Genomic DNA, 16,357 nt, shown 5'->3' with positions numbered 1-16,357 from the left:
CTCGCTGCTTAGAAAAGCATGGCCCCATTGTCCCTGAGGTCCTATAGTTCTCCCATGCGCCTCAAATCCGAAATCTTCGTTTCCGCCCTCACGCGCCGCGTCTTCGCTGCAGGTGATTTCGCCGCTATCGAACGCAAGGGGGCCGACGAGGCCGGCGCGATCTTTATCCGCCAACGCCTGCGTGATGGGCGCGAAAATCTCTATGGTCCTGCACCCCAGAGCTTCGCCGAAGACGAGGAGGTGAGGGCCGAGCGCCGCTTCGAGCGGCGTCTCACTGAAGCGCGAGCCCAGGAGGTAGAGGCGCTTCTGGAAAAGGAGCGTCGTTTCGACGCCGATCTCTGGGTGGTCGAACTTGAAACCGACAACGTCGGCGACCTGTTCACCATCGTTGGGTGACAGGCCCGTACCTTCTGCCGCAACCGGCGAGCAACCTTACCGGCGCACCACAAGCTTGTGGGCTGGAGTGGGCTCTTCACGACGCTCGTCGGCGGCGCTGCCGGAACTCGTGGTGTAGCGATCTGCCCGTCGCCAGCTTTCGATCCGCTCCTCGCACTCGGCCGTCTCCAACGACTCCAGCATGGATTCCGCACGGCTAATGTCACCGACAAGCTGGCGCATATGCGGGTAGAAGCATTCCAGGATAAAGATGGCGTCGTCGGTATCCATGCCGATGCCGACAAGCGTTGTTGCCAGTTGCCGACCGGAAATATCGAGGAGGATGCGCTCCGACAGCCAGTGGCTTGCAGACAGCGAGTCCGAGAGCGTGGCGGCGAAACGGCTTGCGTCGCGTTCACGCGCAAACCGCACGAGCAGCGCTTCCTGTACTTCGGTCAGGCGGCGAACGCCAAGCGTGTCGCCCGCAGGGCGGTGCATCTGTCGCGCCATGGTGCGCAGTTGCCTGCGCAGCTTCTCTTCCCGCTCAGCTCGCGCCTCGCTTTCGCTCAGCGCCGCTGGAGACGTAGAGGTTTGAAGATTGTCGTGCGTTGAGCCGGTGACGTGGCGGGAGTGACGTAAGCCCACCAAGGCATCGACGACAGTGGGGGAGAGGTCTTCGCGCCGGACGATCGTACGAGCGTGCGCCGCCCCTTGCGTTCGTGCAATCGCAATCAGCGTCTCGTCATCCAGCGCCTTGGAGGAGACGAGAAACGGTGCGGATAGCGAAATCGGCTGGCTGGCGATGAAGAACGCGACGGCCGAGGGCACGTGCGGGTTCTGCGACAGCGCCGCAATCGCCTCTCTCTTCGCTTCGGCGGTGGACGCGGAAAACAGCGGCATGAACAGTTCTGCGAACTGTCGCAATTCTGATTTCGACGGGTAAGGCAAGCCTTCGAAACTCGAGACGGTTGCCATCAATACCACGTCCTTCTTCCTCTCGGCCCTTGGCCGTTCCAGTTCTCGAAAACGGTCTGTCAACGCAATACCCAACCAGACGCAAAACTACAGGAGCGCTCAAACTATAACGAATGCGTTGACGCCCTGTTAACCACGGGCGTCGGCAAGAGGATTTTTCGGCTTATTCACAGCTGTTTTGTTAACGAAAGGATTTTCCGAGCCGCTGGAACCGCGAGCCAACTTTGGCGTTCATCCCGCATGGGCCTTGATTAGGGCGCAATGAACCTCAACATTGGAAGAGAGACAGAGGGCGGCGTTTTATCATTAACCTTTGTTTAACCTCCCGATGATTCTAATGTCGTGGGCAAGTCCGAGATTCGGTGCTAAAGTTCTGACATGAGCTCGCTTATGAGGGACGGACGAAATGTCCAAGCCTCAGTTAATGCCCAGTCCGTGGACTGGTGATGCCCGATGTAGTGGTACTGGCATTCCATATCGGCTTGATGCCGCCGTCCTGAAGACTCCGGCACGCAGATCAAAAAGAAATTTTTGCTGAAAAGCTCGATATGGCGCTTCCTCATACTGGATCGTCGGATGGAAAGTCATGCATCGCGATCCGGTCAACAACATCCGTCGTGCCTGTGAAAGGAGATGGCAATGGCAGACATTATTTCGATTTCGACGGCGACGCGGCGTCCTCACAAGACGGCTGACGCGAACGCAATCGCAGCCGGCCCAGCGCAGCTGCTGTTTTTTACCGGTGTGCGCTACGAGCGTTATGACTTCGCCGAGAAGACCAAGACGCGCAAGCGGAAGGGCAATGCGGCGGCTTCTTCCGAAACGGCTCTCAACGCCTGACCGATCTTTTTACGATGCTCTGAAGTGCGCCTACTTCAGCGGTGCGGGCTCGCATGTAGCCTCTCCGAGAAACCGCTCTGCTTCTTCCAGGAAGCTTGCCTGCGGTACCATCGTTCGCAAAACGGCATAGCCCTCGTTGCGATTTGCTTCCACCAAAATCGATTTCGATAGCGCTTGGACTTCCGCCTTGCGAATGGCCCCGCTTTGCTCCGGGGTGGAAATCAGAATATCCAGTTCACCCCCCGCCGATGTGCGGTCGTTCATGCTGAAGATTTCATTGGATGCACTGTCGAAAATTGCGATCGACCAGAACGGCACGGCACCGAAGGCCGAGAGCCTGACCGGCTTCTCTTCGACATTATAGGTACACACGGCAACCCGCATGAAAGGGTCTTCGCTGCTCAGACCACCCTTGCGGTGACCATCCTTGTCGACCAGATGAAAACGATTGGGCACAGCCTGAAATTCCGCGCGCGTATAGGCATCGCGGTTGGAAAAGTGCGGGATCGAAAAGAGGATAACGAGGTGGAGGACAGCTGCACCCACTAGGCCCGTGAAGATCGCCAAAGTGAGCCTAAGCATTGCCGCAATCCGTTTTGTTGATCGTCGGCATGGTGATGTCGATCAGACCCGCACTTCCAGCAATCGGGGTATCGAGCAGCGTCAGGACCAGCTTGAAATCGCCGTTTGTCGGCACGGCAAGCCAGTTGAACGGCGTTGCCGTTGACGCAAGCGTAATGGAGACACCACCTTCAGGGCCGTGCAGAAGGTTGCGTGAATTCAGGGCGATCGGCCGTCCAGATCCGTCATCCAAAAGATTACCCTGTTGATCGGCAACATAGATGGTCCAGAAGCGAGCAGGCGGCAGGTTGCCGGTAAGCGTATAGCGGCACTGGCCGGTCAAGCGCTGGCCGCTGCTGTCATTCGCCGCGGTAAAGGCCAAACCTTCGGCCGTTCCATAGAGAAGCTTGCCTGCATCCGCCCGGTGCGCCTTGGCGTAAGGGTCCGCTTCGATCGTCTGCGATTCGGGAAACGCGTTCCACGCGCCGATCTTGATCGACCCGAAACCGGATGTGGCTTCCAGCGCCACTAGCGTGGAAACGATGCCACCGCCGAAGGCAATGACGAGCGAGATGGCGACAAGAAACGGAACTCGAAACACACTGCTTTCCCGATTTGGAGCAGCGTCACGGTTAGCATTGATTCCGACTCGGGGAAATGCCCTGGATGAGGGATGGTCAAACCTGTACTGGAATATTCTGGTTCTTAGATATGCGCTGCGTCGGGAAACTCTGGTGGCGGGTCGAAGTATCGCCCTCTTGGCGGCTTAGACAATCCAGGCGTGCATCTGCGCCGACTCCGAAGAGAGTGTCGCGCAGACTTTTGCAAGCGACACCCTAAATCGGTCTTCGTTCCCAGGGCGCGTACGTCCCTTTGGACGCGAAACGGACGTGTCTCGCTCTTTGGATCGACACGTCGCGCTCTCAAAAATTGTTTTCGATTTTTGGGCAGGTGCCGTAGGGCACTGATCGATGACGCCAGCGCCCTTACGAGCTGTCTCTTACTCGTGAATCGTGTAAGAACCGAGCTTGCAGAGATCCTGTCTGTCTTCCGTCGTGTCGAGGCCGGAGCCTTCTTCGAACTCGAAACGCATGTCGTAGCGACAGACCGTGCGGCCGTCGGCAATGGTGATGTCGATGCTTTCGCCTGGTTCGAGAACCTGCTCGCCGAAGACGTCGTCTTCCCATTCATTGACGCCAACCGGCGATGTGTAAAAGCGCGTCAGGACGGACTTGGTACCGTTCTTCAGCGTAAAGGTCAGGTCGTCGGCCTGTGCCATTGCGGATGTACAGACGAACACTGCCAGAGCGGCAAGCAAAGGATTGAGTTTCTTCATAATAGTTCCCCCTAGATGAGATGTCCCTCGCGAGCAATTGCGCACCTTCGATGGGGATATTCAAGCTGCGCACCCCTGCCGCTGTTGTCTTTCGCGTTGGAAGGTAAAGACTTTTTTTGGCTTTGAAGGACCCGCAATATTTTGGAGCCTTTCTGTGCGCTTGTCGTGTTTTTCAGTTTTCTAAAGTTAAAATCAAGGTTGCATGTGCTAGGATGTGCTACCTAGCGCTGATGGTAGAGGAGAGCACATGCATATGGACGCCGCCGACTCTGTGGGCATCGCTCCGACAGAGGATGAGGAAGGCTCTCCGGCTTCCCGGCTGATCGACGGACGGATTGCCGAGTTGACGGACTGGCGTGGGCAGGTGCTGTCGCGGATCAGATCTATTATTCGCAGTGCGGATCCACGTGTGGAGGAGGACTGGAAATGGCGTGGCGTGCCCGTCTGGGCCTGCAACGGCATCATCTGTACTGGGGAGACCTATCGCTCCACCGTAAAAATGACCTTCCCTCACGGCGCGTCGCTGGCGGATCCGTTCGGTATGTTCAACGCTTCGCTTGACGGGGGGACACGCCGTGCGATCGACCTTCACGAAGGTGATGACATCGATGACGATGCGCTCTCGGCGCTGATCCGGTCCGCGATTGCATTCAACGACGCCAAGGTGCGCGGGCGTAAGGCCGCGCGGACGTCATAAAAAGGGCCGGCCACCTGATCAGGTGGCCGGCCATTCCTCATCATCGATATTTCTCAATTCGCAGGGGCGGGCGGTGCCGGCAATGCGGGAGCTGCTGGCTGTGCAGGTGCCGCAGGCTGGGCAGGAACTGCGGGTGCTGCCGGTTGTCCCGTTTGGGCAGGGCCCGACGATGCGCCGGAGACATCGTCGGTCGCAATCGGCGCCGGTGAGACAGCGCCATCTGCGGCTGCAACACGCCACACCGTATTGCCCGCATCATCTGCTACCAGCAACGCGCCGGTGCCGTCGATGCCGACGCCGACGGGACGGCCTCTCGCCTTGTCGCCCTGAATGAATCCCGTCACCACGTCCTGAGTTTTGCCGACGGGCTTGCCGTTTTCGAACGGCACGAAGGTCACGCGGTAGCCATTGAAGGCCGTCCTGTTCCAGCTTCCATGTTCGCCGATGAAGGCACCGTTCTGGTAGGGGGCAGGCAGCGCCGAGTTCAGCGAGAAGGTGAGGCCAAGCGCAGCAACATGGCTGGACAGCGCGTAATCCGGCTTGATCGCCTTCTCCACCATATCCGGCCGGAGAGGATGCACGCGGTCATCCACATGGTTGCCGAAATAGCTCCAAGGCCAGCCGTAGAAGCCGCCTTCCTTCACCGACGTCATGTAGTCGGGCACAAGGTTCGGGCCGAGCTCGTCGCGCTCGTTAATAACGGCCCACAACTCCTTGCTTTCGGGGTTGAAGGCAAGACCGTTGGGATTGCGCAAACCGGACGCAAACAGCTTCCACGCACCCGTCTGGCGGTCAACCTGCAGGATAGCGGCTCGGTTCTTTTCGGCCTCCAGCCCGTTTTCGGTGATGTTCGAATTCGATCCGACGGAGGCATAGAGGAACTTGCCATCGGGGCTCAGCGCCAGATCCTTTGTCCAGTGGTGGTTGATCGGGCCACCCGGAAGCTGGGTCAGCACGCGCGGTTCGGCGATGATTTCGGTCTGACCCAGTTGATAGGGGTAGGCAAGGATTTCATTGGACGTTGCGACATAAAGCGTGTTGTCGGCAAAGGCGACGCCAAACGGCGAGTCAAGCTTCTTCAGAAGATCGTGGCGCTCGTCCACAATGCCATCTCGGTTCGTGTCCCGAAGCAGGGTGATGATGTTGCTTTCCTTCGGCGGTCCACCGGTTTCGCCATGGGCAATCGACATGATGAAGCCGCGGATGATGTCCTTGGGACGCGACGACGATTGCCCTCCTTCCGGTGCCCTCGATTGCACGACCAGAACGTCGCCATTCGGCAGCGTATGCACGGTGCGCGGATTGACGAGGTCCTTCTGGTAGACGGAAATCTTCAGGCCTTCCGGCACCGTCGGCATTTCGCCGTCCTTCCAGCCCACCACCTCTGCGACCTTCAAGTCGGGGATCAGGCTCATGGAGGGCTCGGGAAGAACAGGGTCGGGGCCGATCTGCTGGGAGATATCGAAATTATCGCTCTGGTCGCTGCAGGCCGGCAGAATGAGTGCAACGCCTGCAAGCAGCACGGCGGGGGCTAAAATGCGAGAAACCATGATCATACTCTCCAGGCCAGACGGGCATATTTGCGGGAGGAGGCGGAAACAGCCATCAACGACACCACGAAGGTGATGGCCGAAAGCAAGAGCCCGTAAGGCACCACAGCCGTCCAACCGTCACCGGCGTGAACGAGACTGTTGATGAAGGCGAGGATCAGCATCACGATGAAAAGGATGATGGAGACGAACGACGGGCGCATCGGTCGGGTGCGCCGGCGCAGCAGATCGACGAGACCGGCAAGAATTGCCAGACCGCCGGCGACCAGCCCCGCGAAAAGAAGCCAAGCCGAAAAATTCGACCACATCAGGTTGGCGGTGCGCCAATAGGCAATGTCCGTCGCAAGCGTCAGCGAAAAGCAGACAAAGGGAAAAGGCACGAACAGCAACTGAAAAGGATAGGCGGAAGCTTCCCCGTGGGATGCATCACTCATGTCTTGGCTCCAACCGGTATTGAGGGGAGCGCCCAAGTCCCGATGGGCGCTTTTGTGCTCTTGCAAACGGTTGGAGGTGCGATTTGGTTGCAGCTCTTTTGACGTGCGAGTTGCCGGTGAGGTCAGATGAATGACTTGGCAGTGGATGCGCCGCCTTCTCTGCGACAAACGCCCGCTGAATTCCAAAAGCGTGACGATTGTCCAGGCGAGGATGTTACATGATTGACACGCGACCGCATTAGCGTGCAGCGATGAAATCGCGTGTCCTTGTTTTTATAACTCTGGCCATCACCCAAATCGCCGGATGGGGTATAGTCGGCATCCTGCCGGTGCTGGCATCCTCCATTGCTAAAGATCTTCAAATCGACCCAGCGACGGCGTTCCTCCGTGTGACAGCGATGTATGTGGTGATGGGCCTGTCCGCACCTGTTGTGGGGAAAGCTTTCGCGAGGTTGGGGGTGAAACACGTCATGCTATGCGGTGCAAGCGTGATCTGTATCGGCCTTGCTGCGATGGGGAGCATCAACTCACTCTTGGCCTACCTGGCAAGCTGGTGCGCCATCGGTTTTGGTGGTGCCATGTTTCTCACCACCTCTGCTTATGCCTATCTCGCAGAGTTCGCAGGCAACAGAGCGCGAGGCATGATCGGGTCATTGATGCTGGTTACCGGCCTTGCGGGCAGCGTCTTCTGGCCGCTGACGGCGTGGCTTGATCACCTCGTCGGTTGGCGCGGCGCAACGCAAATCTATGCGGGCGGCATTCTTCTTCTTGTGCTCCCCTTGATCGCTGTGAGCCTGCCGGATGTCAGAAGCCATCCCGCCGCTTCAGTCTCCAGCAGAACCACAAGTCGGAAAGGCCACATTCTCTGGTTCCTCGTCGCCGCCATCTCGCTGAACAGCTTTGTCACCTTGGGAATGGAAGCGGTCGGCATAGAGCTTTTCAAGGCGCTGGGTGCAGACCTGACTTTGGCGGTTGGCCTGGCCTCCCTCATGGGCATTCTGAAAGTGGGCGGGCGGCTGATAGAATTGATAGGAGGCAAACGATGGAACGCGGTTCGGGCCGGAATCTTTTCAGGAGCCATGATCCCCGTGGCTATGCTGATACCTGTGATTTTCGGTGCCAGCAGTGGAGCTATCCTTGCCTATATCGTGATCTTCGGCATTGGCAGCGGTGCTTTTGCCGTCGCGCGGGCGACCATGCCGTTGGAGTTCTACGAGAAATCAGACTACGCCGCAGCGATGTCGATGATCGGCCTGCCTATGAATCTCGTGAATGCCACCGCGCCGCCGCTTCTGTCATTCCTCATGGCGGCTGCGGGCCCGTCCGCCATGCTTTCGCTGATGATTTTCTGCAGCGGAGCCGCGCTATGCCTGATGCTGGCGCTCGGCCACTTCAAAAACCATCAGCGGGTTTCGGTCGCTTGAAGGTGTCAGCCTCTCAACGCTTCACCCCATCACCGCCAACATCCGCCACCTTCTGCGGCGACAGGGTCGGCGCAGACGCCTCCTTCAACTGCTGGCCAACTGCGCGAAGAATACGGGTAGCTTCTGCCGAAAGAGAGCGGGGGCGGGTGAGAGCCGGCAGTGCATTGGCGTCAGCTGAGGCCACCTGAGCGCCATTGGCGGCAGGTTGTGGGCGCGAGCCGGTTGGCAGCGGGTTCTGGATGCCTGGAATAGGACGCAGTTCCATGCCTTGATGGGCATAGTCCATCAGTCGCTTGAAGGTCATGGCAGGAAGGGCGCCGCCGGTCATGTTGTTCATCGAGGTGAAGTCGTCATTCCCGAACCACACCGCCGTCGTGTAATTACCGGTGAAGCCCACATACCAGGCGTCGCGATAGGCCTGTGACGTTCCCGTCTTTCCGCCGGAAACAATGCCATTGTCGAGCGCTCCACGCCGTGCGGTCCCTTCCACCGGAATGGTGACCAGCATGCGGTTCATCTTGGACGTCGCTTCTTCCGAAAGCACACGATGCGCCGGCGGTTCGTCGCGATCGAAGTCGTAGAGAACCTTGCCTTCGTAATCGAGAACCTGCTCGATGCCGTGGCGGCGCGATTGCATGCCGTTTGCGGGGAAGACGGCATAGCCGGTTGCCTGATCGAGCACTGTCAATTCAGAGGTGCCGAGCGGAATGGTCTTGTCGCTGCGAAGCGGCGTGGCAACGCCCATGGCTTTTGCGGTGTCGACGATGATCTGCGTGCCGAGAACATCCTTGGCAAGCCGCACCGGAACGGTGTTGTAAGATTTCGCCAGCGCCGTCTGCAGCGTTACCTTGCCAGCATAGGAGCGGCCGTAATTCTGCGGCGACCAGCCCCGCCATGTGACAGGCGCGTCGGAAATCAGCGTTTCCGGCTTGTAGCCTTTTTCCATCGCGGCAGAATAGGTGTAGACCTTGAAGGAAGAACCCGGCTGACGAAGGGCCGCCGTTGCGCGGTTGAACTGGCTCTCACCATAGTCGCGACCGCCAACCATGGCGCGGATACCGCCGCCATTCTCGATCATTACCATCGCGCCCTGCTTAACCTTGTAGCCTTCGCCGAATTCACGAAGGCTGCCTTCCATGGCCTGCTCTGCCGCCTGTTGCAGGCCGGTGTCGATGGTGGTGCGCACCACCACGGTGTGATCCTTGATCTTGCCGTCCCTGGCCAGGCGCTGCACTTCGTCGAACGCCCAGTCGAGGAAGTAATCGGGTGCCTGGACCTCTTCGCGGTCGATGACCGTCGCCGGGTTGCGACGTGCACCGACCACCTGGCCTTCGGTCATCAATCCGCCCTGGACGAGGTTGGAAAGAACCGTGTTGGCGCGCGCACGCGCGGCCGGCAGGTTTACATGCGGCGCGTATTTCGCCGGAGCCTTGAACAGGCCGGCAAGGATGGCGGATTCCGCCAGGGTGACGTCCGTCAGATTCTTGCCGAAATAGAATTGCGCCGCCGCCGCCGCACCGAAGGTGCCGCCGCCCATATAGGCGCGGTCGAGATAGAGCGCGAGGATTTCCTTCTTTGACATATTGGCTTCCAGCCACAATGCCAGGAAGGCTTCCTTGATCTTGCGCTCCAGCGAGCGCTCATTGGTCAGAAACAGGTTCTTGGCAAGCTGCTGCGTCAGCGTCGACCCGCCCTGGACGACGCCACCTGCACGCGCATTCTCGCTCATGGCGCGGGCAAGGCCGATGAAATCGATGCCGAAATGGTCGAAGAAGCGTCGGTCTTCCGTTGCCAGAACCGCCTTGATGAAGTGATCAGGCATCTGGTCGATTGGAACGGAATCTTCGTGAATGATGCCGCGATGGCCGATCGTGTTGCCGTAGCGATCGAGGAAAGTCACGGCAAAGTCACCGCGATAGCGCCAGTCCTTCTTGGTTTCCTCGAAGGCGGGCAGCGCCAGCGCCAGCATGACGACGGAGCCGGCCGTACCGACGGTCAGCGCGCTGCAGGTCATGTTGACGAGAAATTTCTTCCAGCCACGCACATGCAGCTTGCGAGAGGCGATCGTCACCTCTTCCCAGAAATCGAACACACGGGATGCGGCTGTCCACAGGCTCGAATCGATCCAGGAATCGATGCGAAGCAGAATATGGCGTTTACGGCGCGCCGGTTTCTTGTTGTTGTCTTCCTGCACCTGAAACGTATTCCTGTTCGATGTGGTGAGTGAACGCTTGACGCGATAAGCTTGCGCGGGTCATTCCTCACCACCACTCCGCCGGATTTAAGAATTATCTTATAATCCAGCCTATGGCGATACGACAAAACGGGCTTTCCTATTTGATGCCCGAAGATGCAAAATGAAACGGAAATCTTAACGATGAGTGACGCGCCGTTCTGGAAAACCAAATCGCTGGCGCAAATGAGTAACAGCGAATGGGAGAGCCTATGCGATGGCTGTGGTCTTTGCTGTCTCAACAAGCTGGAAGACTGGGATACGGGCGAGGTGGTTTTCACCTCCGTCGCCTGCCAGCTGCTGGACGGCACGAGCTGTCGCTGTTCCGATTATGAAAACCGCCGCGCCACCGTGCCCGACTGTATCCGGCTCGATCTGAAGCTGGTCGATGAGATCGGCTGGTTGCCGCCGACATGCGCCTATGCGCTGGTGCGGGACGGGCAGGATCTCTACTGGTGGCACCATCTGGTGTCGGGCGATCCCGAAACCGTTCACGTGGCGGGCATTTCCGCGCGTGGTCGCACCGTCAATGAGAATGACGTCGATGTGGACGACTTCGAGGACTATGTGGTGGACTGGCCGTTGACGGTGGGAGAGCGACCGGAGGCGCAAAAACCGCGTTGAGTACAAACCTGTGCGCTCTCGTCAGCCCGTGTAAAATCCCGTCCTATTCCTGCCGCATGCCCCCTTTATCCCGCTACCTTGCTTTTCTTAGACCCGTTCCCGGCTATGATAATGGGCCGGACAATCAAGGACCCTGCATGCGCCAAAGTCAAAAGCATGACCATCGCAAAAACGTGACCCGGTTTTGCGATGACGTCATGCGAGAAAACCAGGAGCTCAAGCGTGAAGAGCGCATCTGAAAGAGTGTTGCGTGCTTTAACGCTTCTTGCGCCGATCTGCGTTCTTTTATCCGGTGTCGGGCCCGCGCGCGCTCAGGCCGTGCAGCCTTTCGAATGCACGCTGGTCACATCGGTGGAAACCGGTGCCGTCATCAACCAGCAGGGCGCCTGCGACAGGCGCGTCTCGCCAGCCTCCACCTTCAAGGTGCCGCTTGCGCTGATCGGTTATGACGCCGGAATTCTGCAGGACGAGTTCAATCCGGCCTGGGACTGGCAAAAGGGCATGGATGCCGCGCCGCAGGAGCGCAAGACAGTCGATCCGACGACCTGGCAGAAAGAGTCGATCCGCTGGTATTCGCGCGAAATCACCAGACGTCTCGGAAAGGAGAAATTTGTCTCCTATGTCCGGCGCCTCGGTTTCGGCAATGGTGACGTGGCCGGAGAGCCGGGCAAGGACAATGGGTTGACCGACGCCTGGGTGAACACCTCCCTGGAAATTTCTCCGGTCGAGCAGGTGGGGTTCATGCGCCGACTGCTGGCCAACAACCTGCCTTTTTCTCGTGATGCGCAGAACAAGACCAAGGCCATCGTTCCGGTGTTTGATGGTGCGGAAGCCTGGAGTGCTCATGGCATGACCGGGACCGGCACCATGAAAGGGCCGGATGGCAAGCCAGATCCCAACCGGCCCTTCGGTTGGTTCGTCGGCTGGGCCGAACGCGAAGGTCAGCACATCGTCTTCGTTCGCCTGCGCGTGGGCGACAAGCCCTCGGAGCAGCCAATGGGCGAGGTGGTGCGCGGCGAGTTCCTGCGCGATATTCAGCGCTACGCCACCCATCGGTAGACGCGGTCATGTCTGCTGATGCGGCAAGCAATATCATCGCGCTGTACCAGACATATGCTGCGGATTTTGATCGGTCGCGTAGCCGCGAGCTGGTGGAGAAGCCCTGGCTGGACAGGTTTCTCGTATATCTGCCGCCGAAGGCGTCCGTGCTCAACATTGGCTGCGGGGCCGGGGAGCCCATCGCGCGCTACTGCATCGAAAACGGTCACGAGGTGACTGGCATCGATGCTTCGCCGGCGCTGATCTCGCTTTGTCGTGCGCGCTTCCCCGGCCATCGATGGCTGGTCCGAGATATGCGTGATATGAGATTGGACAGCCGCTTTGATGGCTTGATCGCCTGGCACAGCCTCTTTCACCTGATGCCGGGCGACCAGCAAATTGTCCTTCAAACATGCATGCGCCTGGCAGCGGAAGAGGCCGTCTTGATGTTTACGGCGGGGCCAGACCGTCTGGAAACGCTTGGACGTTTCTGTGGCCAACCGCTTTATCACGCCAGCCTGGCATTTGAGGAGTATCGGGTGATCCTTGCTGGCGGTGGCTTTCAGATCATCGCACATGCGATCGACGACCAAAGCTGTGGTGGGGCGACGGTCTATTTGGCGAGACGTAGCGGCGGTTAGCTTTTCGTCAAGAGCGTGGGTCTGGATCGCGGCTGCCTGTTTTGGCGAACATGCCATAAAACGCAATTTCCTCCCTTGACCTTCCCATGATGGGAAGCCCTACATTGGGTTTGTTTCACGTCGGAACTATTTTGAAGTTCCGCCCGTCATAATCATGACAGTGACAGACCTCGCAAGGGGAGAGCGATGAACGAGATGGTCAGACCCAAGCAATTGCAGGAGCCTTTGTCGGTTCCCGTCGAAGGCATGACCTGTGCGTCCTGCGTTCGTCGTGTGGAAATGGCGGCGGCGAAGGTTCCGGGTGTCGCCTCCAGCTCCGTCAACTTCGCGACGAAAAAGCTGACGGTGGAGCCTGCAGAAGGCTTTTCTGCCAAGACCTTGGCGGCGGCGGTCAAGAAGATCGGCTATGAGATCGAGCCTACACGAACCGAATTTTCCGTCGATGGCGTGAAAGGTGAGGCGGACGCTTCACGATTGAAGGGCGTGCTTGAGGACGTCGCAACGGTCGTCAATGCAAAGGTCGAGGCTGATGGCAAGGTCGTTGTCGAGGGTATGGGCGGCTTGCGGCAGCGCGAGATGGTGATCGAAACGGCGAAAGCCGCTGGCTTCCCACCTGCCGCGGCAAAGGCCACGCAGCATGACCACTCTGCACATCAACATCACGGCGCACATGATCACGCCCACCATATGGGTGACGAAGCGTCATTAAAGCGCGATGTAATCATCGCAGCCGTGCTGACCGCGCCGCTCTTCGTGTTGGAGATGGGTGGGCATATCTATGCGCCGATGCACCACTGGTTGATGGGCGTGATCGATACCCAGAACCTTTACTACGTCTATTTCCTGTTGGCGACGGCGGTGATTTTTGGACCGGGACGGCGCTTCCTGAAGAGCGGCTTTCCTGCCCTTTTCCATGGGGCGCCGGAGATGAATTCACTCGTGGCACTCGGTGTCAGCGCAGCCTATCTCTATTCCCTGGTCACGACCTTTGCGCCGGGCGTCCTGCCGGAAAATGCCCGCCACGTCTATTACGAAGCGGCCACCGTCATCGTCACGCTCATTCTTATCGGCCGGCTGCTTGAGGCCCGCGCCAGCGGCAAAACGGGCGATGCGATCCGAAAGCTCGCAAGCCTTCAGGCCAAGACCGCTCGCATCGAGCGTAATGGTGAGATTGTCGATTTGGCCATGGACGAGGTGAGGGCAGGCGACGTTGTCGTTATTCGCCCCGGCGAGCGGTTGCCGGTCGATGGAGAGGTGGTCGACGGTCATTCCTATGTGGACGAGTCAATGATCTCGGGAGAGCCTGTTCCGGTGGAAAAGACCGTGGGCACCGGGGTTTTAGGCGGCACGATCAACAAGACCGGCGCGTTCAAATATCGGGCGACGAAGGTCGGCGGGGATATGATGCTGTCGCAGATCATCAGGCTGGTGGAGCAGGCGCAAGGGTCGAAGCTTCCCATTCAGCTGGTCGTCGATAGAGTGACCGCGCTGTTCGTCCCGGTCGTCATCGGCATCGCACTCTTGACCTTCATCGTCTGGGCCGCCTTCGGTCCCGATCCAGCCTACACATTTGCACTGATCAACGCCGTTGCCGTGCTCATCATTGCCTGCCCCTGCGCCATGGGGCTCGCAACACCGACTTCTATCATGGTCGGTACCGGCCGCGCCGCGGAACTCGGCGTACTTTTCCGCAAGGGCGAAGCGCTGCAGCAGTTGCGCAGTGCCGAGATCGTCGTGGTCGACAAGACCGGCACGGTGACCAAAGGCCGGCCGGAACTGACTGACCTGATCGTCGCGGATGGCTTTGAGCAGGACGACGTTCTGCGTCTGGTCGCTGCAGTCGAAGCACACTCGGAGCATCCGATTGCAGAGGCGATCACCCGCGCGGCACGGGAGAAAATGGCAGCTCCTGCAGGACTCGAACCGATGAATGCCCGGAACTTCGAAAGCATCACCGGTTATGGCATCCGGGCAGTCGTTGATGGCCGTCAGGTCGATGTCGGTGCGGATCGATATATGGAAAAGCTCGGCCTCTCGGTCGGACCTTTCGCCGACGCCGCGAAGCGCTTGGGTCGTGGAGGCAAGACTCCGATTTATGCCGCCATCGATGGTGTGCTTGCCGCCGTCATCGCAGTTGCCGATCCTTTGAAACCGTCGAGCGCCGAGGCGATTAGAACGCTTCGCAGCATGGGCATCGAAGTGATGATGGTGACCGGCGACAATGAGGCAACGGCGCGTGCGATTGCTGATGAGGTCGGCATCGACAGGGTCATCGCCGGCGTCCTGCCGGAAGGCAAGGTAGAGGCCATCCACGACCTGCGCCAGGGCGGGAAGATCCTTGCCTTCATCGGCGATGGCATCAATGACGCGCCGGCGCTTGCCGAAGCCGATATCGGCATCGCCATCGGGACGGGTACGGATGTCGCGATTGAAAGTGCCGATGTGGTGCTGGTCGGTGGTGATCTTATCGGTGCCGTCCATGCCATCGAAATGAGCCGCGCAACGATGAGCAACATTCGCCAGAACCTGTTCTGGGCGTTCGGCTACAACGTCGCGCTGATCCCACTCGCCGCCGGCGCGCTTTACCCGGCTTTCGGCATCACGCTGTCACCAATGATCGGAGCAGGTGCCATGGCGCTGTCTTCTGTTTTCGTAGTGGGCAATGCGCTGCGTCTCAAGACCATAAGCGTCACGGGTGGAAAGGTGACGTCATGAATATCGGCGAAGCCTCAGAGGCCTCCGGCGTCTCTGCGAAGATGATCCGCTATTACGAGCAGATCGGCCTGATCTCTCCCGCGACCCGTGCTGATAACAATTACCGGCTCTATGGCGATCAGGAAGTCCATAACCTCCGCTTCATCAAGCGCGCCCGAACCCTTGGTTTTTCGCTGGAGGAAACCGAAGCTCTGCTGAAACTCTGGCAGGACAAGGCGCGAGAAAGCTCGGCGGTGAAAGCAATTGCTCTCACCCATATTGCCGACCTGGAGCGCAAGATAGAGGACATGAGAAGCATGGTGAAAACGCTATCGCACCTCGCCCATTGCTGCGGAGGCGACCACAGACCGGATTGCCCGATCCTGGATGACCTGGCCGGAAGCCGAACCATCAAAACTGATGAAAGAAGGGAAAGACCATGACTGAGACTACATTCACCGTGCCGGACATGACCTGCGGCCACTGCGAGAAAACCATCCGAAATGCGCTGAACGAGGCACTGCCGGGTGCTGAGGTGAGTATCGATCTGTCATCGCACAAGGTCGTGGTAGACGGCGACGCGGACACTGCGATGGCGGCCATGCAGGAGGTGGGTTACACGCCTGAGCGAGCCGCGTAAATCAGCTCGCTCAGGCACGATGTTAGCTACAACGGCTATCCGTCAGACCTCGTCGAAAGCGCCGCCTTCGCGGGATGGGTTGCGGTCGATAACGCGCTCCTCCTCATCGTCCGGAAGGGCCTCGTCACTCTCCTGGTAAGGGTCGTCTTCCGTTTCGAGTTCGTCTTCCTCGATTTCGTGCTCCAGCTCCTGCGGGATTTCGCCCTTCGCCGGGAGTTCTTCTACATCCAGGTCTGAAACTGCTTGATCGAGTGCGTCTTCACTTTCCAGAAGTGGTTCGCGCGGGTCCATGGGT

18 protein-coding genes are annotated in these 16,357 nt (G+C 58.9%); 10 read left to right on the top strand and 8 right to left on the bottom strand.

All coding sequences use genetic code 11. From position 1 onward, the window contains the following. Nucleotides 1-54 precede the first annotated feature (54 nt). The gene (locus EYC79_RS08985) at nt 55-396 is read left to right on the top strand and encodes a DUF1491 family protein (protein WP_130977750.1); all 342 of its coding nucleotides are present in this window, start codon (nt 55-57) and stop codon (nt 394-396) included. A gap of 36 nt (nt 397-432) precedes the next feature. Here EYC79_RS08985 and EYC79_RS08980 read toward each other — a convergent pair whose 3' ends face one another. After that, nucleotides 433-1,350, bottom strand: a complete 918-nt coding sequence (locus EYC79_RS08980; protein WP_130977877.1) for a DUF2336 domain-containing protein — start codon at nt 1,348-1,350, stop codon at nt 433-435. Between the two features lie 639 nt (nt 1,351-1,989). Here EYC79_RS08980 and EYC79_RS08975 point away from each other — a divergent pair. Next, the gene (locus tag EYC79_RS08975) at nt 1,990-2,190 is read left to right on the top strand and encodes a hypothetical protein (protein ID WP_130977749.1); all 201 of its coding nucleotides are present in this window, start codon (nt 1,990-1,992) and stop codon (nt 2,188-2,190) included. A 30-nt stretch (nt 2,191-2,220) separates the two neighbouring features. Here the strand turns inward: EYC79_RS08975 and EYC79_RS08970 are convergent, their stop codons facing one another. The 3 genes from EYC79_RS08970 to EYC79_RS08960 form a co-directional block, all read right to left on the bottom strand. Beyond that, entirely contained in the window at nt 2,221-2,772 is a 552-nt protein-coding gene (locus tag EYC79_RS08970; protein WP_130977748.1) for a DUF1254 domain-containing protein, read from the bottom strand. Continuing rightward, on the bottom strand, nt 2,765-3,352 hold the full coding sequence (locus EYC79_RS08965; protein WP_062438163.1) for a DUF1214 domain-containing protein: 588 nt from the start codon (nt 3,350-3,352) through the stop codon (nt 2,765-2,767). The genes EYC79_RS08970 and EYC79_RS08965 overlap by 8 nt, the downstream gene beginning before the upstream one ends. A 399-nt stretch (nt 3,353-3,751) precedes the next feature. Beyond that, nucleotides 3,752-4,090 carry a hypothetical protein gene (locus EYC79_RS08960; protein ID WP_162236282.1) on the bottom strand — a complete coding sequence of 113 codons (339 nt, stop codon included), beginning with the start codon at nt 4,088-4,090 and terminating at the stop codon, nt 3,752-3,754. A 250-nt stretch (nt 4,091-4,340) separates the two neighbouring features. Here EYC79_RS08960 and EYC79_RS08955 point away from each other — a divergent pair, with 250 nt between their 5' ends. Continuing rightward, nucleotides 4,341-4,784, top strand: coding sequence for a DUF1801 domain-containing protein (locus EYC79_RS08955; protein WP_130977876.1), 444 nt, complete (start codon nt 4,341-4,343; stop codon nt 4,782-4,784). Between the two features lie 53 nt (nt 4,785-4,837). On the opposite strand, the gene EYC79_RS08950 is transcribed toward EYC79_RS08955, so the two are convergent. Both EYC79_RS08950 and EYC79_RS08945 read right to left on the bottom strand, forming a co-directional pair. Continuing rightward, the gene (locus tag EYC79_RS08950; protein ID WP_418122295.1) at nt 4,838-6,334 is read right to left on the bottom strand and encodes a PQQ-dependent sugar dehydrogenase; all 1,497 of its coding nucleotides are present in this window, start codon (nt 6,332-6,334) and stop codon (nt 4,838-4,840) included. A 2-nt stretch (nt 6,335-6,336) separates the two neighbouring features. Beyond that, nucleotides 6,337-6,768 carry a DUF2231 domain-containing protein gene (locus tag EYC79_RS08945; RefSeq protein ID WP_130977747.1) on the bottom strand — a complete coding sequence of 144 codons (432 nt, stop codon included), beginning with the start codon at nt 6,766-6,768 and terminating at the stop codon, nt 6,337-6,339. A gap of 251 nt (nt 6,769-7,019) precedes the next feature. Here EYC79_RS08945 and EYC79_RS08940 point away from each other — a divergent pair, with 251 nt between their 5' ends. Then, entirely contained in the window at nt 7,020-8,192 is a 1,173-nt protein-coding gene (locus EYC79_RS08940) for an MFS transporter (RefSeq protein ID WP_130977746.1), read from the top strand. Between the two features lie 13 nt (nt 8,193-8,205). On the opposite strand, the gene EYC79_RS08935 is transcribed toward EYC79_RS08940, so the two are convergent. Beyond that, nucleotides 8,206-10,386, bottom strand: a complete 2,181-nt coding sequence (locus tag EYC79_RS08935) for a transglycosylase domain-containing protein (protein WP_113179342.1) — start codon at nt 10,384-10,386, stop codon at nt 8,206-8,208. Nucleotides 10,387-10,569: 183 nt separating this feature from the next. Between EYC79_RS08935 and EYC79_RS08930 the strand changes: the two genes are divergently transcribed. From EYC79_RS08930 to EYC79_RS08900, 6 genes are all read left to right on the top strand, one after another. Continuing rightward, nucleotides 10,570-11,049 (top strand): YcgN family cysteine cluster protein, encoded by a 480-nt coding sequence (locus tag EYC79_RS08930; protein WP_111847698.1) that lies wholly within the window; start codon nt 10,570-10,572, stop codon nt 11,047-11,049. Between the two features lie 243 nt (nt 11,050-11,292). Further along, the gene (blaOXA, locus tag EYC79_RS08920; RefSeq protein WP_418122392.1) at nt 11,293-12,108 is read left to right on the top strand and encodes a class D beta-lactamase; all 816 of its coding nucleotides are present in this window, start codon (nt 11,293-11,295) and stop codon (nt 12,106-12,108) included. Nucleotides 12,109-12,116: 8 nt separating this feature from the next. Then, complete coding sequence (locus tag EYC79_RS08915) at nt 12,117-12,728, top strand: class I SAM-dependent methyltransferase (protein WP_130977743.1); 612 nt, start codon at nt 12,117-12,119, stop codon at nt 12,726-12,728. Between the two features lie 186 nt (nt 12,729-12,914). Beyond that, nucleotides 12,915-15,443: a heavy metal translocating P-type ATPase gene (locus tag EYC79_RS08910; RefSeq protein ID WP_245495234.1), complete on the top strand. Its 2,529-nt coding sequence runs from the start codon at nt 12,915-12,917 to the stop codon at nt 15,441-15,443. After that, nucleotides 15,440-15,865, top strand: coding sequence for a Cu(I)-responsive transcriptional regulator (gene cueR / locus EYC79_RS08905; RefSeq protein ID WP_130977742.1), 426 nt, complete (start codon nt 15,440-15,442; stop codon nt 15,863-15,865). Before EYC79_RS08910 ends, cueR begins: the two co-directional genes overlap by 4 nt. Beyond that, nucleotides 15,862-16,062, top strand: coding sequence for a heavy-metal-associated domain-containing protein (locus tag EYC79_RS08900; protein ID WP_112518883.1), 201 nt, complete (start codon nt 15,862-15,864; stop codon nt 16,060-16,062). The genes cueR and EYC79_RS08900 overlap by 4 nt, the downstream gene beginning before the upstream one ends. Nucleotides 16,063-16,104: 42 nt before the next feature. Here EYC79_RS08900 and EYC79_RS08895 read toward each other — a convergent pair whose 3' ends face one another. Beyond that, complete coding sequence (locus EYC79_RS08895) at nt 16,105-16,353, bottom strand: hypothetical protein (RefSeq protein WP_062599547.1); 249 nt, start codon at nt 16,351-16,353, stop codon at nt 16,105-16,107. Between the last annotated feature and the right edge of the window lie 4 nt (nt 16,354-16,357).

Source organism: Agrobacterium cavarae, assembly GCF_004310285.1.
Classification (GTDB): Bacteria; Pseudomonadota; Alphaproteobacteria; order Rhizobiales; family Rhizobiaceae; genus Agrobacterium; species Agrobacterium cavarae.
Note: the sequence above shows the minus strand (reverse complement) of the source record. Positions and strands in the feature narration are given on the sequence as shown.